This is a genomic window from Nocardiopsis sp. NPDC055879, assembly GCF_053615935.1.
This window is the reverse complement of record NZ_JBSHCT010000010.1, coordinates 22,995-42,209: the sequence shown is the minus strand read 5'-3', so window position 1 is coordinate 42,209 and position 19,215 is coordinate 22,995. Positions and strand designations below refer to the sequence as shown.

The following is a 19,215-nucleotide window of genomic DNA, read 5'->3' as shown; positions in this document are numbered from 1 at the left end:
GTGAGGGGCCCGCCGCGTCACCCGAGGAGGCGGATGGCCTCCTCGCGCATCTGGACCTTGCGCACCTTGCCGGTCACCGTCATCGGGAACTCGTCCACCACGTGGACGTAACGCGGGATCTTGTAGTGGGCGATACGCCCCTCGCAGAAGGCCCGCAGTGACTCGACGGTCAACGGATCGGCCCCGTCCCGCATGCGGACCCACACCATGAGCTCCTCGCCGTACCGTTCGTCCGGGACCCCGATGACCTGGGCGTCCAAGAGGTCGGGGTGGGTGTGGAGGAGTTCCTCGATCTCGCGCGGGTAGACGTTCTCCCCACCGCGGATCACCATGTCCTTGATCCGGCCGGTGATGCTCACGTACCCGTCCTCGTCCATGACGGCGAGGTCGCCGGTGTGCATCCAGCGTCCCGAGTCGATGGCCTCGGCGGTCTTCTCCGGCTCGTTCCAGTACCCGAGCATCACCGAGTAGCCGCGGGTGCACAGCTCGCCCGGGACGCCGCGCGGGACGGTGACCCCGGACCCCGGGTCGATCACCTTGACCTCCAGGTGTGGGCCGACGCGGCCCACCGTGGACACGCGGCGTTCCAACGAGTCGTCCCGCCGGGTCTGGGTGCTCACCGGAGAGGTCTCGGTCATGCCGTAGCAGATGGAGACCTCGGACATGCCCATCCGGTCGATGACCTTGCGCATGATCTCCGCCGGGCAGGGCGAGCCGGCCATGATGCCGGTGCGCAGCGAGGACAGGTCGTAGTCGTCGAAGTCGGGCAGGGCGAGCTCGGCGATGAACATGGCGGGGACCCCGTACAGCGAGGTGCAGCGTTCGGCCTGGACCGCCTCCAGCGAGGCCGCCGGGTCGAATCCGGGCCCGGGGATGACCATGCAGGACCCGTGACTGGTGGCCGCGAGATTCGCCATCACCATGCCGAAGCAGTGGTAGAACGGCACCGGAATCGCGATTCGATCCCGTTCGGTGTACCCCAGCAGCTCTCCCACGGAGAATCCGTTGTTGAGGATGTTGTGGTGGGACAGGGTCGCGCCCTTGGGGAACCCGGTGGTGCCCGACGTGTACTGGATGTTGACCGGGTCGTCCGGGGACAGGGTCGCCTCCACCTCGGCCAGTCGCGACCGATCACCGCGACCGCCCGCTTCGAGCAGGGAGTCCCAGCCGGCCCCGCCGAAGAGCAAGACCTCGCGCAGGTCCGGGCACTTGCCGCGCACCTCCTCGATCATGCCCGCGTAGTCGGAGGTCTTGAAGGAGGGCGCGGCGACCAGGACGGAGGTCCCCGACTGCTGGAGGACGTACTCCAGTTCGTGGGTCCGGTAGGCGGGGTTGATGTTGACCAGTACCGAGCCGATCCGCGCCGTGGCGTACTGGATGAGGACCCACTCCGCGCGGTTCGGGGACCAGATCCCCACGCGGTCGCCCTTGACCACTCCGAGGGCGAGCAGGCCGAGGGCGACGCGGTCGACCTCGGCGTCGAACTCCCGGTAGGTGAGCCGGAGCCCGGCGGGCCGGTCGATCAGCGCGTCCTGGTCGGGATGGGCGGCGACGGTACGCGCCAGGTTCACGCCGATCGTGTCGCCGAGCAAGGGTGTGGTCGACGTTCCGGAGGCGTAACTCGGTCGGGGTTCGGTTGTACTCAAGTCCGGACTCCTGGATGTGAGAGACGGAGGACGCCATGACCGGGGACTCGTCGTCACCTTTGTGGTCATGTGCGCCGGATCACACGTATCACGAGGGTCGGGTGCCTGTGAAGCACGTCGGGGGCCTTCCCACCGGTGTCCGGTGGGAAGGCCCCCGCAACCGGAGCGCCGGTCTACTCCTTGACCCGGTGGACCTTGTGCTGGGCGGCCTGGGCGCGGGGGCGGAGCACCAACAGGTCGATGTTGACGTGCGAGGGGCGGGTGATCGCCCACACGATGGTGTCGGCGACGTCCTCCGCGGACAGCGGGTCGGGGACGCCCTCGTAGACGGCGTCGGCGCCCTCCTTGTCGCCACGCAGGCGGTTGAGCGAGAACTCCTCGGTCTTGACCATGCCGGGGGCCACTTCCAGCACCCGGACCGGTTCCCCGACCAGTTCCAGGCGGAGCGTGGCCGCCAGGGTGTGCGCGCCGTGCTTGGCCGCCACGTAACCGCCGCCGCCCTCGTAGACGACGTGCCCGGCCACCGAGGAGACCAGGAGGACGGTGCCGTCCCCGCTCGCGATGAGCTTGGGCAGCAGGGCCTGGGTCATGTTGAGCACGCCCAGGACGTTGACCTCGTACATCCGCCGCCAGTCGGCGGGGTCGCCGGTGGCCACCGTCTCCGTGCCGATCGCGCCGCCCGCGTTGTTGACGAGCACGTCGCAGGAGCCCAGTGCCTCGGCGAAGGCATCGACGGCGGCCCGGTCGGTGACGTCGAGGACCTGTGCCCGCGCGACCCGGCCGGCCTCGGTGATCTCTTCGGCCAGGGCCTCGATCCGGTCGGCGCGACGGGCGACCAGGACCACCTCGTAGCCCTCGGCGGCGAGTCCGCGAGCGGTGGCCGCGCCGATCCCGCTGCTGGCTCCGGTGACGACCGCGGTCGCTGTCATGTTGGTTCCTCCCCAGGACTGACGTTGTCGCGCCGAGCGTATCCGGGCGGGTGGGTCGCCGAACGGGAGGACCCGCGCCACCGTGCCAGAGGATCCGGACGACCTGGACGACCTCGCTGCCGTGATCCGCCTCTACCTCGCGCACCGGGGCTGATCCATCCGGACCGAGGACGCGAAATAACCCGTGGCCCCGGGCGAAACACCATGGTATTTTCGGCGGAATTCATCCTCCGCTGCAATTCCACCGCTTGGGAAGAACGCCCATGGCCGAAACAGAATATCCTGCACCGCCCGGAGAACGGTCACTACTTCGACGATTCACCGTGTACTCACTCGGCACATCCCTCGCCGACTTCGTTTACGGTGCGGTCTTCGTCACGATTTTCCTGGGGCGCGGCGCGGAACCATGGATGGTGGGGTCGATCATGGCCGGCGCCAACCTGGTCGGTCTCCTCATGGAGGCGCCGAGCGGGGCACTGGGCGACCGCTACGGACACCGGAGGTTGTTGTTCATCGGCCTGCTCGGTTGGAGCGCCGGATTCATGCTCGTCGGCGCCGCACCGACCCTGCCCCTGACCCTGGTGGGCATGTGTTTAGGCACCGTCGGTTACGCGCTGCACTCGGGCACCATGAGCGCGATCCTGATCAACCGGGTCGATGCCCGGGACCGGACCGCCCGGATCGCGCGGATCGTTCGTGTGGGAGCCCTGTCCGGCCGGGTCGGTTCGGCACTCGGCGCCGCCCTGGTGATGGTGGCGGGTGCGTGGCTGCCCGCGGGTCCACTGGTGGCCTGCGGTGGTCTGCTGATGTTGTCCCTCGCGGCCCTGACACCGTTGAGTTTCCCCGACACTCCTGGACGACCGGACCGGCGGATCGGTGTGCTCGTGCTGGAGTCGGTCTCCCAGGTGCTCAGCCGGCGCTTCGCCCCGATGGTGGCGTTGGCCATGGGCGCCATGTCGGCGACGGTGCTGTTGGTGGCTTCCTGGCAGCCGATGCTGCTGGAGCGTTTCGGGCAGGACGTCCACCTCAACGGTCTGTTCCTGCTGGTGATGACGTTGTCCCTGGCGGCGGGGGCGGCCGCCGCGCGTTGGGTGCACCCGCGCCGACCTCACGTGTGGGGCCCGCTGTCGGTCATGGCGATCGGACTTCCCGTGGTGTTGGCCGCGCACGACGTGGTCCCGTTGATCGTCGGCCTGGTCGCGGCCGAGTTCCTCATCGGCCTCGCGGGCGTGGTGACGGGGATCTGGTGCCAACTGATGTTCACCGACGCCGACCGCAACACCATGTTCTCCACGATATCGACCCTGGCCATGTTGGCCGGTGTCGCGACCAGTTTCAGTTTCGGCTGGCTGTGGGATCTTTGGGGGATTCCCACAGCGGTCACCATCATGGCTTTGGGATCCGTCGTCGGTGGGGTCGTCTCACTCACCCTGGTCCGCCTTTTCCCGGAGTCCACGGAATTCACCGAGACGAAAATGGAAGATTCCGACAGAAATAGTGAACCCGAGAGTTCATGACCCGCACGAATCACCCATTCGCCACCTTGATAATCTGCGGGCGATCGACGTGGAGGAAGTGAGTGATGATGGATCTGTCGCGGTTGTGCGGGGAACGTCCGATCGTCCAGGCGCCGATGGCCGGGGGCGCCACCACCCCGGACCTGGTGGCCGCGGTGAGCGCCGCCGGCGGCCTGGGGTCGCTGCCGGCCGGATATCTGACCGCCGACGCGTTCGGCGCTCGGATCGCCGAGGTGCGCGGGCTGGGGACCCAGGTGTTCGCGGCCAATCTGTTCGTCCCCTCCCCCTCTCGGTCTCCGGAGTGCGACGACGAACTGGCCGCCTACCGCTCCGAGCTGGCGGAGGAGTCCGGGCGTCTGGGTGTGGAGGTGGGACCGGCCCGCTACGACGACGATGACTGGGACGCCAAGGTCGACCTGCTGGTCGAGGCCCGGGTACCCGTCGTGAGCTTCACGTTCGGTTGCCCTTCCGAGGAGGTCCTGACCCGGCTGCGCGCGGTGGGGTCGGCGACCGTCGTCACCGTCACCACCGTGGCGGAGGCCCTCACCGCCGTGGCCCGGGGCGCCGACGGTGTGTGCGCCCAGGGCGTGGAGGCGGGCGGCCACCGCGCCGTCTTCGACCCCGCCCATGGTGGGGACCGCCCGTTGGCCGAGCTGTTGCCAGACGTGGTGCGTGCGGTGGACGTCCCGGTGATCGCCGCCGGCGGGATCATGGACGGTGCCGATGTCGCCGCGGTCCTGACCTCCGGAGCGGCCGCCGCCCAGTCGGGCACGGCGTTCCTACGTTGCCCGGAGAGCGGCACGCAGCCGGTCCACAAGGCCGCGCTCGCCGACCCCGACTTCACCGAGACCTCACTGACGTGTGCGTTCACCGGCCGACCGGCGCGGGGGCTGACCAACCGCTTCATCCTCGACCACCGCGATGCCCCCTGCGCCTACCCACAGGTGCACCACATGACCAAGCCACTGCGCGCCGCCGCGACCCGGGCCGCCGACCCCGAGGGGATGGCGTTGTGGGCGGGGACCGGGTTCCGGCGGGCACGGGAGTCGCCGGCGGGCGAACTGGTGACGGTGCTGCGTGATGAGGCGATCCAGGCGGGCGCCTCCCTCTGACCCGCACGGGACCCCCGACGTCCTCACCACCTCCTCACGGCACCGGGTGACCCCGGTAGGTTCGCCGTGTGAACCTGCGACTGACCTACCTCGACTCCCACGTGGATCTACGGTTCGCCCCCGGCACGGACCTGGAGCCGACACTGCGATTCCTCGGCACCCACCTCACCATCGCTCCGACCCCGGACCAGGGCCCCGAGCCCTTGGCCACGCTGTACGTGCACGCGTCCCCGACACGTACGCCTCCGGCCGACGTCACCTGGTCGGAGGGGTTCGTCCGGCGCAGCGCGAGCGATTTCTTCACCATCCCCGCCAAGTTGGCGTCTTCGAAGGGACGCGAGTACGTGGAGTGCGTCCGCAGCGGCACGCGCTTCGTGTTCGACCGCGAAGAACGGCGCGTCGACGTCACCGTCACCCCCGGTACAGGCCTGGAACCGGTGGAATTGCTCCGTGAACTGGTGCTGCGCGACCAGGAGAACCGGGGCGCGTCGGTCCTGCACGCCACCGCCGCCCACCGCGATGGTGAGGCAGTGCTGGTCGTGGGGGCCAAGGGCGCTGGAAAGAGCACGATCTTGCTGGAGCTGGTGGAGCATCACGGTTTCGAGGTCCTGAGCGGCGACAAGACGGTGGTGCGTCCCGGTCCGGACGGGGCGCCGCTGGTGTCGGGATGGCCGGACTACCCACACCTGGGCTACGGGACCATCGTCAAGTATCCGGGGCTGGCGGAGATCGCCGGCGCCGTGAACGAACCCGAGGGACACGCGTTCTCTCCCCTCGGCAAATACGCGGTGGACCCCGGCCCCTTCCGGGAGCGTTTCGCCAATGCGGCGCCCGGCACGACCGTCCCCGTGCGTGCGGTCCTCTACCCCTCCATCGGTCCGGGTCCCACCGAACTCACCCCCTCCCGTCCCGCCCCGAGCGACCTGGCGGGCCACGCCGAGTCGGGGTTCGACGGCCCCGTCTGGCATCACTTCGTCCCGGACCTGCGCGAACGATGGGTGGAACAACGCTCGCACCTGCTCGCGTGTCTGGCCGAGGTGCCCTCTCTGCGACTCACCGGCATGGGGGATCTCGCGAGGGTGTCACTGCCCTGACCTCCCCCGGTTTCCGGTCGGATTGTCGGTGGTGCGGGGTACGGTCGCCGCCTCCCCCACTTCCGGAAGGCGGCGCGGTGCCCCCGACGAACACCCGCGAGTCCCCCTGGCGATTCAGTCGCGACGAACGCACCCTCGTGTTGGGCGCCCTGCTCAACTCGATGGCGTTCTTCGCCGCCCTGCCGTTCGCGGCGCTCTACCTCGCCGACCGCACGGACCTGCCGACCGCGGGTATCGGGGCGGTGGTCGGTGGTATCGCCATGATCGCGGCGCTGGGCGGCCTGGCCGGCGGGATGCTCGCCGACCGCTTCGGCACGGTCCGGCTGATGCGGCTGGGACTGCTCTCGAACGTCCTGGTCTACGTCGCGCTGGCCTTCGTCACCGCGCCGGTCGCCATCATCGCCCTGTTCCTGTGCCTGGGCGTGGGACGCACGATGGTCGAACCGAGCATGAAGAAGCTGCTGTCGCTGGCCGACACCGGCGACGGGCGGATCTTCCGGGTCCGCTACATCACCCTGTGCCTGGGCGCGATCGTCGGCCCCGCCGTGGGCGGTTTGCTCTACCACGCGAGCCCGACGGCGTTCTTCCTGGTGCCCGCCGCCTTCTTCGCCCTGTACCTGGCGGTGATGGTCGTTCGTGGCGACGAGTTGGCACGCCTGGACTCCCCGTCCTCCGGTGGTGCCGGCTCCGCCTGGACCGCGGCCCTGCGCGATCCGCTGCTCCTGGCCGCGATCGGCGCCGGCGCGGTGGTCTTCCTGGTGTTCTCCCAGATGGACACGGCGATCCCGCTGTACATGAAGGGGACCTACGGGGACCGGACGGAGTACCTGTTCGCGTCGTTGCTGGTGGTCAACGCCGTGCTGGCGTTGTTGGTGCAGCCTCTGGTGATCCGGCTGTCCGAACGTCTGCCCCAGGGCCCGCTGGTGACGGCGGGCTGTGCGTGCTTCGCGGTGGCGTTCGCCTTCGTATGGCTGGGGACGAGCGCTGTGGTGGCGCTGTACGTGGCCATCGTGTTCTGGACCCTGGGCGAGGCGATCCTGCTGCCGTTGCCGGACATCGCGGTCCACGCCATCGCCACCGACGACCGCAAGGGCACCTACTTCGGCCTGTCCGAGCTGCGTTACCTGGGGTTCTTCGTCGGCCCCGTCCTGGGCGGGGTGCTTCTGGACCTGTCCGCCCCGGTCTACTTCACCGGCATGGCCCTGGCGATCTTCCTCTGCGTACCGCTCCTGTCACGCACCGCGAAGGCGGACCTACCACTTGGTAACAATTGAAAACGGCAGCCCATGAGACCTAGAGCACGTGAGCCGGGACACTCTAGGGTTCCGCCATGGGTGTATTGCGTAAGCGTGTCCTTCTTCGTGTCGTTTTGGGGTTTGTCGCGGTCGTCGCGTCGCTCGCCCTGATCACCGCTCTCCTCGGCGTGTGGGCGGTGCGCAGCTCCTTCCCCACCACCGATGGGGAACTCTCCCTGCCGGAACTGAACGCGCCGGTGAACGTCCTGCGGGACGAACACGGGGTCGCGCACGTATACGCCGACAACTCCGATGACCTCTTCGTCGCCCAGGGGTTCACCCACGCCCAGGACCGCTTCTGGGAGATGGACTTCCGCCGTCACGTCACCGCGGGCCGCACCGCCGAACTGTTCGGCCCGGACCAGGTCGAGACCGACGTCTACCTGCGCACCATGGGCTGGCGCCGCGTCGCCGAGCAGGAGTACGACCTGCTCTCCGAGGAGACGCAGGGGTACCTGGACGCCTACGCCGCCGGGGTGAACGCCTGGATCGAGGACAACGAAGGGCTTTCCGCGAGCCTGGAGTACGGACTCCTGGGCATCACCGCCGACGACTACACCGTCGAGCCCTGGACCCCCACCGACAGCCTCGCCTGGCTCAAGGCCATGGCCTGGGACCTGGGCGGCAACCTCCAGGAGGAGACCGACCGCGCCCTGCTGCTCTCCAACGGCCTCGACCGGGAACGGATCGAGGAGCTCTACCCGGAGTACCCGACCGAGCGACACGCACCCATCACCGACACCGAAGAGCACAACGGCACCGAGCCGGAGGCCGACCTGTCCCGGGGTCCAGAACTCCCCGAAGAGGCCTTGGACGCCCTCGAAGGTCTGCCCGCCGTCCATGACGCCGTGCCCGACCTCCTCGGCCCCTCGGACAGCCCCGACATGGGTTCCAACTCCTGGGTGGTCTCCGGGGAGCACACCGACACCGGCGCTCCCCTGCTGACCAACGACCCCCACCTGGGCGCCTCCATGCCGTCCACCTGGTACCAGATGGGCCTGCACTGCACGGAACTGTCCAAGGAGTGCCCCTTCGACGTCAGCGGGTTCAGCTTCTCCGGGCTGCCCGGCGTGGTCATCGGCCAGAACGAGTCGATCGCGTGGGGCTTCACCAACCTCAACCCGGACGTCATGGACCTGTACCTGGAACAGGTCGAGGGCGACAACTACATCGTGGACGGCGAGGAACGCCCCCTGGAGATCATCGAGGACACCATCGAGGTCTCCGGCGGTGAGGACATGGACATCACCATCCGCTCCACACACCACGGCCCGATCCTGTCCACGACCGCCGCCGGCGGGAACCTGCGCGAGATCGGTGCGACCCCCTCCGAGGGCGACGACTCCCCCTACGCGGTCTCCATGCGGTGGACCGCCCTCCAGCCGGGAACCACCGCCGACTCCATCTTCGCCCTGAACCGCGCACGTGACTGGGACGACTTCCGAAGCGCCGCAGCACAGTTCGAGGTACCGGCGCAGAACCTCGTCTACGCGGACGACGAGGGCAACATCGGCTACCAGTCCCCCGGTCTGGTGCCGGTGCGCGGCAAGGGCGACGGCCGTTGGCCCGCCCCCGGCTGGGACTCCGACTACGACTGGGAGGAGGAGTACCTTCCCTTCGACGAGCTGCCCAGCGTGCTCAACCCCGAGTCGGGGATCATCGTCACCGCCAACCAGTCGGTGGTCGACGAGGACTACGAACACTTCCTCACCACCGACTGGGACTACGGCTACCGCAGTCAGCGGATCAACGACCTGCTGGCGGAGGCGGTCGCCGACGGCCCGGTGACCATCGAGGACATGGAACGCGTCCTGATGGACTCCCACCACGGCGCCGCCGTCGACATCACGCCCCACCTCCTGGACGTGGACGTGGACGGAACCACCGCCGAGGCACAGGACGAACTGGCGGACTGGGACCACTTCAACGAACCCGACTCCGCGGGCGCGGCCTTCTACAACGCGACCTGGCGTCACCTGCTCCCCCTGCTCTTCGACGAGTTGGGCGAGATGGACATGAACAGCAACTCGCGCGGCATGTACGTGGTGACCGGGCTGTTGGAGGACCCCGACTCCCCATGGTGGGAGGGCCGGGAGGTCAGCGGCCGTGACGAGGTACTGGCCGCCGCCATGGACGAGGCCGCCGAGGAACTCACCGAACTGCTCGGCGACGATCCCGCCGCCTGGCGCTGGGGCGATCTGCACACCCTCACGGCCACGCACGAGTCGTTCGGCAGCTCGGGGATCGGCCCGGTGGAGTGGCTGTTCAACCGCGGCCCGGTGGAGAGCCCGGGGGGTTCGAGCATCGTCAACGCGACCGGGTGGAACCCGGCCGAGGGGTACGGCATCACCACGGTCCCGTCCATGCGGATGGTCGTCGACCTGTCCGACCGGGACTCCTCCACCTGGATCCACCTGACCGGCAACTCGGGGCACGCCTTCCACCCCAACTACGACGATCAGTTGGAACCATGGTCCGAGGGAACGTCACTGCCGTGGGCGGTGACGGAGGAGGCCGTGCGCGAGGCGAGCACGGACGAGCTCACCCTCACCCCATAGGAACCATCCGGGATCGGGGCGGGGACCTCGTGGTCCCCGCCCCCACGCGTGGGCTCACAGCGGGAACGAGGTGCCGGTCCACTCCTCGGACAGCTTCCACAACCGGCGGGCGGCGTCGGTGTCCTGGGCGGGTCCGCTACGACGGACCAGGCCGGGCGCGCCGGCGCCGAACATCCCGGTGGGGCCGGCGTAGGCCGCCCCTGGCACGTCCTGGGTGGCGGCGTAGATCGTCGGCAGGGCACCGGCCGAGGCACTCTGCGCGATGACCTTGTTCAGCACCCGCATGAACCGGTCCTCCAGCGCCTTCTCGGTGCGCCCCTGAAGGTTGGTGGCCGCGTAGCCGGGGTGGGCCGCGGTCGCCAGTACCGAGGACCCCACCTCCTCCAGTCTGCGCTGCAGCTCCAGGGTGAAGAGCAGGTTGGCCAGCTTCGACTGACCGTACGCCCGATAGGGGGTGTATCCCTTCTCGAAGTTCACGTCCTCGAAGTGGATCCCGCGCGCGGTGGCGTGCAACCCGGAGGACACGGTGACCACGCGCCCGGTGACGTGTTCCAGGAGCAGGTTGGTGAGGGCGAAGTGGCCCAGGTGGTTGACGCCGAACTGGGTCTCGAAACCGTCCACGGTGCTGGACCTGGGGATGGCCATGACCCCGGCGTTGTTGACCAGCAGGTGGAGGTCGCCCTTCCAGTCCTCGGCGAAGGCGCGCACCGAGGAGAGGTCGGCGAGGTCGAGCCGACGAACCTCGGTCTCACCGGGGATCGCCCGAGCGGCCTCGTCCCCCTTGGCGGTGTCGCGGACGGCCAGGATCACACGGGCCCCGCGCCCGGCCAGGACCTTCGCGGTCTCCAGACCGAGGCCGCTGTTGGCCCCCGTGACGACAGCGGTCCTGCCACCGAGATCGGGCAGGTGGACGTTCTTCTCGCTCATCCCCACACCGTAGATCCACCGCCGGAAGGCTGTCCACGGCCGCCATGATGACGCCGTCAACATCCCTCTATGCTGGTGAACATGGCCGAACGTCCCTACCACCACGGAGACCTGCGCGCCGTACTCCTGGCCGGTGCGGAACGCACCCTGGCCGACCGCGGACCCGCCGCGATCTCCCTTCGCGAACTCGCCCGTGAGGCGGGCGTGAGCCATGCCGCCCCCGGCCGGCACTTCAAGGACAAGGGGGCGCTGTTGGACGCCCTCGCGCTCAGCGGTTTCCAGCGGCTCAAGGCCGCCCTGCGACGCGCGGACGTCGGGGACGCCGACGCCGAGACCCGTGTCCTCGCCCTGGCCCTGGCCTACGTGGACTTCACCCGGGCCAACGGCGCCCTGCTGGACCTGATGTACTCCCGCAAGCACGACAGCGACGTCGCCGATCGGCTCATCACCGCCATCGAAGAGCTGCTCGACGTCGTGCTCGCCCCGATCGTCCAGGGTCAGCACGCCGGCGAGATCGTCCAGGGCGACCCGCAGTCGATCGCCTACACCGTCGTCTCCACCCTGCACGGTTTCGCGTCCCTGACCGCCGACCACTCCGAGGAGAAGTTCGACGGGGTCCTCCCGCAGGTCGTCCACCACCTCCTCCAAGGCCTCGCCCCGCGCTGACCCACCGATCGGAACCCCCACCTTCCAACAGGCGGATCCCTCGTAGCCTGGTCACCATGAACGCATCGGCGGTCTCACACCGGCGCGGGTTCGCGCCCGCCGTCGACCTCCTGCTCTGGGCGGTCCTCGGTGGACTCGCCGTGGCCGAGCTCTCGGGGGACGAGGGTCGGTCCGGGTTCGCCGAGAGCACGGTCGCGCTGGCCGTGGTGGCGATCGCGGTCGGATCGTTCCGCCGGTCTCCCTCGGTCTCCCTCGCGGTCGCGACCGCCTACGCCACCGCGCAGACGGTTTCGACGGGGCTGGGGTTGTTCACCACGCTCTACCTGTTCGTGCCCGTGCTGGTGGTGGCCGTCCTGTCCTATCGGTACGGCCTGCGCTCGGATCGCCCCGGTCCGGTGGTGGCACCCGCGATCCTGGCCGCGGCGGTCACGTTCACGGTGAACGCTGCCGCCGCGGCGGTGTTCGGACTCGACACCCGGGCCTACCTGTCGTCGCTGGTGGACTGGACCGGCGGCGCGCTGGCCCTGGTGCTGGCGTTGGTGGCCCCCTGGCTGTTCGCCCGATACCAGCGGCGACGCCTGAACGCGACCCGGGGCGCCTGGGCACTGGCCGAACGGATGGAGCGCACCCGCGCGGCCGAGGCCGACCGCGCCCGCCTGCGCGAACGTACCCGCATCGCCTCCCGCATGCACGACTCCCTGGGCCATGACCTGGCGCTGATCGCGGTGCGCGCGGCGGCCCTGGAGATGTCCGCCCAGGACGACCCGGAGCGGCGGGAGGCCGCCTCGGAGCTACGAGAGGCGGCGCACGAGGCCAACCTTCGGCTGCGCGAGGTCATCGGAGTGCTGCGTGAGGACTCCGACCGGGATTCCGCGGAACCCGAGGAGGGGATCTCGGCGCTGGTGGAACACGCCTCGGACGCCGGGCTCTCGGTGCGCCTGCTACGAGAGGGGCCCGACCCGGAGGCCGGTTCCGTGATGGGCCGCACGGTTCACCGAGTGGTGCGGGAGGGCCTGACCAACGCCGCCAAGTACGCGCCCGGCGGCGAGGTGTCGGTGCGCGTGGTCCGGGGAGAGGACGCCGTCCGGGTGACGGTCACCGACACCGGACCGGTGGAGACCCCGATTCTTCCCGCGCGCACCGGCGAGGACGCCGGCGGGTTGGCGGGGCTACGTGCCCTGGTGGAGGAGCACGGTGGCGAGATCACCGCGGGTCCCGGGGAACAGGGCGGCTTCGAGGTGCGGGCGCTCGTCCCGGAGCGGCCCGAGGACATCGTTTCGGACGAACCCGCCTCGCAGACGGACCGGTTGCGTTCAGAGGCCGACGAACGGGCCCGACGAAGCCTTCGCACCGCCCTGATCGTGCCGGTGGCTCTGACCACCGGCCTGATCGGGTTCGGTTTCCTGACACTGTGGTGGCTGGGCGAGAACTCGGTGCTACCACCGTCGAGCTACGAACGTCTGTCCGTGGGAGACACCGTGGAGAGCGTCGAGGAGGTGTCGCCCCGGTTCGAGTACCCGGCACGCTCGGTCGACCATCCTCCCCCGCCGCCACCCGAGGCGGACGACTGCCGCTTCTACCTGGTGGAACACGAGAGCGGGCTGCCGCCCGTGTACCGGCTGTGCTTCGACGACGGGGTGCTCATCGCCAAGGAACACGTCGAACGGCACGAGTAGCCACCGCTACCCTGGCCCGGTGAGCGAGACGAACGGTGACGCGACGATCCGGGTGGTACTGGCCGACGACGAAGCCATGATGCGCGCGGGGATCCGGGCGATCCTGGCGACCGTTCCCGGGTTCGAGGTGGTGGGCGAGGCCGCCGACGGCGCCGAGGCGGTGTCCCTGGTCGCCGAGCTGGCCCCGGACGTGGCCCTGTTGGACGTGCAGATGCCCGGCACCGACGGGCTCGCCGCCACCGAGACGATCACCGCCGAGCACCCGGGGACGTCCGTGGTCATCCTCACCACCTTCTCCGAGGACGCCTACATCGCACGGGCGCTGTCCAGGGGCGCCACCGGGTTCGTGCTCAAGTCGGGCGACCCGCACGAGTTGGTGTCCGGGGTGCGCGCGGTGGTGGACGGTGGCGCCTACCTGTCGCCCGAGGTCGCCCGGCGGGTCATCGACGAACTGGGGGCGGGCGGCGGCCGGCTGTCGCGTGCCGTGTCCGCCCGGGAGCGCGTCGCCGCGTTGACCGACCGAGAGCGCGATGTGCTGGCGTTGCTGGGCGAGGGTTGTTCCAACGACGAGGTGGCTCGCCGGTTGACGATCGCGCCGGGTACCGCCAAGGTGCACGTGCGGTCGATCCTCGCTCGCCTGGACCTGCGCAACCGAGTGCAGGCCGCGGTGCTGGCGCACGAGGCCGGACTGGTCGACCCGGCCTGACGGGTCCTCGACGCCCCGGCGGAACCCGTGTCTACCCCTTAGTGACTAGTCGGACGGTGTCGCTCAGGCGATGTGCCCGAGGGTGCGCGCGTCGCAGGATGCGGACATGGTCGACACGAATCCATCTCCGCACCCATCCGCGTCCCGACGCGCGTTCGTCCACTCCGCCGCCGCCCTGGTCCTGGTGACGTCCTTCTGCGTGCCCGCCGCCCACTCGGCCGTCACGACCGGGGATCCACTGGTGCTCTCTCCTCCAGAACCGACCGGCCCACACGCCGTAGGGCGCACCGAGGCCCACCTGGTCGACACCTCTCGGGGGCACCCATGGGTGGAGGGTGAGACCGAACGCGACCTCATGATCGGGCTCTGGTACCCGGCCCGGGCCACCCCTTCCGCCGAGCCGGCGCCCTACGTATCCCCCTCCGTGGCCGACGCGCTGTCCGGCTCCCTGTACGGCGCCGGGGTACCGCGCGGTGCCGTCGACGCCGCCTCCTCCACCGCCAACGCCCTCCAGGACGCTCCGGTCGCCGAGGAGACGGAGGACATGCCCGTCGTGCTGTACTCGCACGGGTTCGGTGGGTCGCGGTACACGAACGCCGCCAACCTGGAGGAACTCGCCTCGCACGGGTATCTGGTGGTGGCCATGGACCACCCCTACGAGTCCATCGCGGTCGACCTGCCAGACGGCCGGGTGCTGCGGAACAGCTACCCGGACCGGGAGACCCCCACCTACCGGGAGGCGATCGACACGCGGACCCTGGACACGCGCTTCGTGCTCGACGCCCTGGAGGAGGGCGCCCTCCTGCCCCCGTACCTGGCCGAGGCCGCGGACACCGACACGGTGGGCATGTTCGGGCACTCCGCGGGCGGGCTGACCACCGGGGAGGTCATGCTGGTGGACGATCGGGTCGCCGCCGGCGCGAACCTGGACGGGAGCATGGCCTACCACGTGAGCGACGAGGCGTGGGCGGACGTGACCACCCGCGGGGTGGAGCGCCCGTTCGCGTACTTCGGCGCCGGGCTGTCCGGGGCGGACCTACCGCACCACAGCCGGCACCACCGCGACCTCGAACTGTTCCGCTCCGCCTCGACCGGCCCCTACTTCGAGGTCCACATGGCCGACGGCGAGCACAACTCCTACAGCGACGACCAGTGGGCGTTGCCGGCTTTGGAAGCCGAGCACGGACTGTCCGGGCGGTCCTGGGAGGACCGGCTCGAAAGCATCGGACCGATCGATCCCGAGACCTCGATCGCCGCCCAGCGGGCCTATCTGCTCGCCTTCTTCGACGCCCACCTGCGCGGAACGGAGGAACCGCTCCTGTCCGGGCCGTCTCCGGAGTTCCCGGAGATGGAGGTCATCGACTGAGCTCACCGGGCGCGGCCCGCCCCCGTGCCGACCGCGCCCGGTGACTCACACATCGCGTGCCCGCAGTTCGGACCAGGCGGCCAAGAGCGCGGCCACGGTCCAGCCCACCACCACGGTCACGTTGATCGGCCCGTCGAAGGGCGCGGTGTAGAAACCGACGTCACCGGCGGCGTAGAACTCGACCCCGGCCAGGCCCGGGGTGAGCGCGGCCAGGTCGTCGACCAGGTCGATCCCCGACAGCTGCATCACCATCGGCAACCCCAACAACAGCAGGAACCCGACCAGGACGGTGCTCGCGGTCCCCCGCAGGACGGTCCCGATCCCGACGAACAGGGCGGCGAACAGCGCCATGCACACCCCGGCGCCGAAAACGGTGGCGAGCACGTCCCCGAGTGGGAAGGTCACGTGCGAGGCCAGCAGCACCGCGAGGATCCCCATCCCGGCCAGCCCGGCGACGATCGCCGTGCCGAACGCCAACGCCGCGGTGACCAGGACGCGGGCGGTGAGCACCACGGCCCGGTCGGGGTTCCACGTCAAGGTCCCCACGATGCTCCGGTTGCCGAACTCGTCGGTGGCGGCCAGCGCCGCCAGGACCAACACGGTGAACTGCACCAGGTAGAAGTAGCCCTGTGAGGTGAGTTGGGCGAACTCCACCCCGTCACCGGAAATGGGGTTCTCCAGGGCCCTGGAGAGCTGGGACCAGCCCATCAGTCCCGCGAACACGGTCATCCCGACCACCGCCGCCACCAGGCACCACCACGTGGAGCGTAGGGAGGAGCGGCGGACCCACTCGGCCGCGACCTCCCGGCGCAGCGACCGCCACCGGGACGACCGTGGCGTCGAGGTCTCCCCTCTCACCGGCCTCATGAGCGCACCTCCTCTCCGGCACCGGCCGTGTACTCGACGTCGGCGCCGGTCAGTTCCAGATAGGCCTGTTCGAGCGACGCGCGTTCCGTCCACAGACCATGCACTCGCGCCCCGACCTCATGCGCGAGGTCGCCGACCCGTTCCACCGGCACCCCGAACACGCGCAGGGCCCCGTCGCCGAGGTCCTCGACCCTGCCCTCCCGCGCCAACCGCGCCGGCAGGCGGGTGTCCCCGAAGGAGTGGACCACCACATGGGTACGCGACCAGGTGGCGATCGCCTCGTCGAGGGAGGCGTCGGCCACCAACCGGCCGCGGCCCACCACCAGCAGCCGGTCGGCGACCTGTTCCATCTCGCTCATCAGGTGGCTGGAGACCAGCACGGTCCGGCCCTCGTCCGCGAGCCGGCGGGTGAGTTCGCGCATCCAGCGCACCCCGTCCAGGTCCAGGCCGTTGACGGGTTCGTCGAAGAGCAGCACACCGGGGTCGGCGAGCAGCGCGTCGGCGATCCCCAACCGCTGCCGCATCCCGAGCGAGTAGTCGGCGACCCTGCGGTCGGCGGCCCCGGTCAACCCGACCTCGTCCAGGACCTCATCCACCCGCCGGCGGGGAAGTCCGCACACGTGGGCCTTGGCCCTCAGGTGGGCGCGGGCGGTGCGACCGGGGTGGGCGGCGCTCACGTCCAGGAGCGCGCCCACCTCACGGGCGGGCCACCTCAGGTCCTCGTAACGATGGCCGTCCACCAGGGCGCACCCGGACGTGGGTCGGGTCAGTCCCAGGAACATGCGCATGGTGGTGGACTTCCCGGCACCGTTGGGGCCGAGGAACCCGGTCACCCGTCCGGGCTCGACGGTGACGCTCAGGGCGTCAACGGCGGTTCGCGGCCCGTAGCGTTTGCTGAGATCGCGTGCTGTGAGCACGGTGGGATCCCTTCGTGGTCGTCCGTTGGGAGAACCACGCTAGGAACGCGAGGGGTACCGCCACATCGCCATTTCGTCGGCCCCCGTCTACCCACTTGTGCTCAGGCGGTGCTCAGGGAGAGCTTCACGGCGAACCCGAGGAACAGCGCGCCCGCCGCGGAGGTCGCGCCCGCGGAGAGGCGCCTGCGCCGTCCGAAGGCCGCGGAGATGCGGGTGCCGCTGAAGATCAGGGCGGACAGGTACACGAAGCTGACCAGCTGCATCAGCAGGCCCAGGACCAGGAAGGACAGCGCCGGATAGGCGTAGGTCGGGTCGACGAACTGCACGAAGAAGGAGATCAGGAACAGGATCACCTTCGGGTTGAACAGCGAGACCACCAGGGCGCGGCGGTAGGGATGCTCCCCCTTGACCGGGGTGGGCGCGGCGTCGGCGGCGCGCTGTTCCTCGGCGCGCCGGTGCCTTGAGGTCCACATGGCGTGCGCGGTGCGCAGCATCCCGATCGCCATCCACACCAGGTAGGCGGCGCCCGCGAACTTGATGACCGCGAAGACCACCGGGTTGGTCTGCAACAACGTGGCGGCGCCCGCGGCGGCGAGGATCATCAGCACGGCGTCTCCGGTGAAGACCCCGGCGGCGGCCGTGTACCCGGCCCTTGTCCCACTGCGCGCGGCGACGGAGAGCACGTAGATCGAATTGGGCCCGGGGAGGAGCACGATGAGGATGAGCCCTGCCAGGTAGGTGGGCAGGTCGGTGATACCGAGCATGGTGAAAGTGTTTCATCCGGCCGTCGGACACCACCAGGGCTGTTCCGGGTGGCGAGCCCCACTCACCGAACCTTCGCCGTGGGAATGGTGTCCGGCCGGGCCCACACCCCGCCGGACACCCTTCGCCACGGGTGCGCCCGTACACACCCACGCGGGCAGTCTTCCCTGCCCGTGCGCACCGACCGGTCCGCGCGTGGCCCGATCGGCCCACCACGGGAAGGGGCCTTGCCTTGAGGTCCGGTTTCCCGTGGGGAAGAGATGCTACGCACAGGAATACGGAATTCCTCGTTTCGGACGACCATTGGCCGAATTCGGCCACCGCATTCGGCCATCGTCGTTTTCTTCTCCCGAAGCCTTTGGCCACTTTCGTCACACCGGGCACAAAGGCCCCGAAAAACCCGTGGATCACCCGGCTCGGAAAGCTCTAGGCTCGCGTGGGCCCCGCGACGACCTGGGTCTCGGCGCCGTGGTCCGGTACCCGCCCGGGGCCCGTCTCCGGCGCTCAGAGCGGGAGGCCCTCCCGCAGCAGACCGATGGCCTCGTCTAGTCGGGCCGCGAGGTCGGCCCCCTCGGTTTCCTCCTCCAGGCCGGCGGACACCGAGGCCAGGGTTCCGATGATCGCCCCGGCCCAGACCCGGACCCGTGGTTCGTTCCGGTCGCGGCCGGTGCGGTCCGCGGCGGCGTCGCACAGTTCCTCGATTCCGGTCGCGTACCGGTCCATCAGCGTCGCGCGCAGTTCGGGAACGGAGAACAGGAGACGTCGCCGCTCGCGGTCTTGTTCCCGTTCGGTCTCGTCCATCCCGCCGTAGACCTCACGGATCCCTGCCCTGAAGGCCTCCGTCGGCGAGTGTCCCTCGGGTTGGTCCCTGAAACGGGCGAACACCCACGGCAAGACGTCCTCGCCCAGGACCGTCTCCGCCTTTCCGGGGAAGTACCGGAAGAACGTGCTCGGCGAGACGTTCGCGGCAGCGGCGATCTGTTCGGTCGTGGTGGCCTCGTACCCGTGTTCCCGGATGAGCCGCGACGCTTGGCGGCCGATCTCCGCGCGTGTGGCGGCCTTCTTCTGTTCTCGCAACCCCATGACCACATCATGACGCGACCGGGCCGGGATCCTCATCGGGTTAATGAACCTTCCGGCCCGGTTAGTCACCCCCGCCACAGGAAACGACTCAGGC

Annotated in this window: 16 protein-coding genes; 9 read left to right on the top strand and 7 right to left on the bottom strand. The window is 69.7% G+C overall.

Annotation, left to right across the window (positions count from 1 at the left end; genetic code table 11):
• Positions 1-17: 17 nt before the first annotated feature.
• Complete coding sequence (locus ACWGKS_RS13625; RefSeq protein ID WP_452522757.1) at positions 18-1,646, bottom strand: AMP-binding protein; 1,629 nt, start codon at positions 1,644-1,646, stop codon at positions 18-20.
• A gap of 173 nt (positions 1,647-1,819) precedes the next feature.
• Complete coding sequence (locus ACWGKS_RS13620; protein WP_358515232.1) at positions 1,820-2,575, bottom strand: SDR family oxidoreductase; 756 nt, start codon at positions 2,573-2,575, stop codon at positions 1,820-1,822.
• A 263-nt stretch (positions 2,576-2,838) separates the two neighbouring features.
• On the opposite strand from ACWGKS_RS13620, the gene ACWGKS_RS13615 reads away from it, so the two are divergent.
• The 5 genes from ACWGKS_RS13615 to ACWGKS_RS13595 all read left to right on the top strand — a co-directional run bounded on the left by ACWGKS_RS13615 (position 2,839) and on the right by ACWGKS_RS13595 (position 10,151).
• The gene (locus ACWGKS_RS13615) at positions 2,839-4,092 is read left to right on the top strand and encodes an MFS transporter (protein ID WP_358515235.1); all 1,254 of its coding nucleotides are present in this window, start codon (positions 2,839-2,841) and stop codon (positions 4,090-4,092) included.
• Between the two features lie 68 nt (positions 4,093-4,160).
• A complete protein-coding gene (locus tag ACWGKS_RS13610) occupies positions 4,161-5,204 on the top strand; it encodes a nitronate monooxygenase (protein WP_358515261.1) in 1,044 nt (347 codons plus the stop codon).
• Between the two features lie 68 nt (positions 5,205-5,272).
• Positions 5,273-6,298, top strand: coding sequence for a hypothetical protein (locus ACWGKS_RS13605; protein WP_452522754.1), 1,026 nt, complete (start codon positions 5,273-5,275; stop codon positions 6,296-6,298).
• Positions 6,299-6,375: 77 nt separating this feature from the next.
• Positions 6,376-7,572 carry an MFS transporter gene (locus tag ACWGKS_RS13600; RefSeq protein ID WP_358515241.1) on the top strand — a complete coding sequence of 399 codons (1,197 nt, stop codon included), beginning with the start codon at positions 6,376-6,378 and terminating at the stop codon, positions 7,570-7,572.
• A 56-nt stretch (positions 7,573-7,628) separates the two neighbouring features.
• Positions 7,629-10,151 (top strand): penicillin acylase family protein, encoded by a 2,523-nt coding sequence (locus ACWGKS_RS13595; protein WP_358515243.1) that lies wholly within the window; start codon positions 7,629-7,631, stop codon positions 10,149-10,151.
• Positions 10,152-10,205: 54 nt separating this feature from the next.
• On the opposite strand, the gene ACWGKS_RS13590 is transcribed toward ACWGKS_RS13595, so the two are convergent.
• A complete protein-coding gene (locus tag ACWGKS_RS13590) occupies positions 10,206-11,078 on the bottom strand; it encodes an oxidoreductase (RefSeq protein WP_358515246.1) in 873 nt (290 codons plus the stop codon).
• An 81-nt stretch (positions 11,079-11,159) separates the two neighbouring features.
• Here ACWGKS_RS13590 and ACWGKS_RS13585 point away from each other — a divergent pair, with 81 nt between their 5' ends.
• The 4 genes from ACWGKS_RS13585 (at position 11,160) to ACWGKS_RS13570 (ending at position 15,492) form a co-directional block, all read left to right on the top strand.
• Positions 11,160-11,744: a TetR/AcrR family transcriptional regulator gene (locus ACWGKS_RS13585; protein WP_358515249.1), complete on the top strand. Its 585-nt coding sequence runs from the start codon at positions 11,160-11,162 to the stop codon at positions 11,742-11,744.
• 56 nt (positions 11,745-11,800) lie between these two features.
• On the top strand, positions 11,801-13,420 hold the full coding sequence (locus ACWGKS_RS13580) for a sensor histidine kinase (protein ID WP_358515252.1): 1,620 nt from the start codon (positions 11,801-11,803) through the stop codon (positions 13,418-13,420).
• Between the two features lie 19 nt (positions 13,421-13,439).
• Positions 13,440-14,126 (top strand): response regulator transcription factor, encoded by a 687-nt coding sequence (locus ACWGKS_RS13575; RefSeq protein WP_358515255.1) that lies wholly within the window; start codon positions 13,440-13,442, stop codon positions 14,124-14,126.
• A 106-nt stretch (positions 14,127-14,232) separates the two neighbouring features.
• Positions 14,233-15,492, top strand: a complete 1,260-nt coding sequence (locus ACWGKS_RS13570) for an alpha/beta hydrolase family protein (RefSeq protein ID WP_358515258.1) — start codon at positions 14,233-14,235, stop codon at positions 15,490-15,492.
• Positions 15,493-15,537: 45 nt separating this feature from the next.
• Here the strand turns inward: ACWGKS_RS13570 and ACWGKS_RS13565 are convergent, their stop codons facing one another.
• The 4 genes from ACWGKS_RS13565 to ACWGKS_RS13550 form a co-directional block, all read right to left on the bottom strand.
• On the bottom strand, positions 15,538-16,359 hold the full coding sequence (locus ACWGKS_RS13565; RefSeq protein WP_452522750.1) for an ABC transporter permease: 822 nt from the start codon (positions 16,357-16,359) through the stop codon (positions 15,538-15,540).
• Complete coding sequence (locus ACWGKS_RS13560; protein ID WP_358516024.1) at positions 16,356-17,276, bottom strand: ATP-binding cassette domain-containing protein; 921 nt, start codon at positions 17,274-17,276, stop codon at positions 16,356-16,358. Before ACWGKS_RS13560 ends, ACWGKS_RS13565 begins: the two co-directional genes overlap by 4 nt.
• Before the next feature lie 101 nt (positions 17,277-17,377).
• Positions 17,378-18,040: a leucine efflux protein LeuE gene (gene leuE / locus ACWGKS_RS13555; protein WP_358516026.1), complete on the bottom strand. Its 663-nt coding sequence runs from the start codon at positions 18,038-18,040 to the stop codon at positions 17,378-17,380.
• A 502-nt stretch (positions 18,041-18,542) separates the two neighbouring features.
• A complete protein-coding gene (locus ACWGKS_RS13550; RefSeq protein WP_358516029.1) occupies positions 18,543-19,121 on the bottom strand; it encodes an acyl-CoA-like ligand-binding transcription factor in 579 nt (192 codons plus the stop codon).
• Between the last annotated feature and the right edge of the window lie 94 nt (positions 19,122-19,215).

Coding starts and splice junctions, on each gene's coding strand:
- ACWGKS_RS13620 (WP_358515232.1), bottom strand. CDS start 2,575: ATGACAGCGACCGCGGTCGTCACCGGAGCCAGCAGCGGGATCGGCGCG.
- ACWGKS_RS13615 (WP_358515235.1), top strand. CDS start 2,839: ATGGCCGAAACAGAATATCCTGCACCGCCCGGAGAACGGTCACTACTT.
- ACWGKS_RS13610 (WP_358515261.1), top strand. CDS start 4,161: ATGGATCTGTCGCGGTTGTGCGGGGAACGTCCGATCGTCCAGGCGCCG.
- ACWGKS_RS13595 (WP_358515243.1), top strand. CDS start 7,629: ATGGGTGTATTGCGTAAGCGTGTCCTTCTTCGTGTCGTTTTGGGGTTT.
- ACWGKS_RS13590 (WP_358515246.1), bottom strand. CDS start 11,078: ATGAGCGAGAAGAACGTCCACCTGCCCGATCTCGGTGGCAGGACCGCT.
- ACWGKS_RS13585 (WP_358515249.1), top strand. CDS start 11,160: ATGGCCGAACGTCCCTACCACCACGGAGACCTGCGCGCCGTACTCCTG.
- ACWGKS_RS13580 (WP_358515252.1), top strand. CDS start 11,801: ATGAACGCATCGGCGGTCTCACACCGGCGCGGGTTCGCGCCCGCCGTC.
- ACWGKS_RS13570 (WP_358515258.1), top strand. CDS start 14,233: ATGGTCGACACGAATCCATCTCCGCACCCATCCGCGTCCCGACGCGCG.
- ACWGKS_RS13565 (WP_452522750.1), bottom strand. CDS start 16,359: ATGAGGCCGGTGAGAGGGGAGACCTCGACGCCACGGTCGTCCCGGTGG.
- leuE (WP_358516026.1), bottom strand. CDS start 18,040: ATGCTCGGTATCACCGACCTGCCCACCTACCTGGCAGGGCTCATCCTC.
- ACWGKS_RS13550 (WP_358516029.1), bottom strand. CDS start 19,121: ATGGGGTTGCGAGAACAGAAGAAGGCCGCCACACGCGCGGAGATCGGC.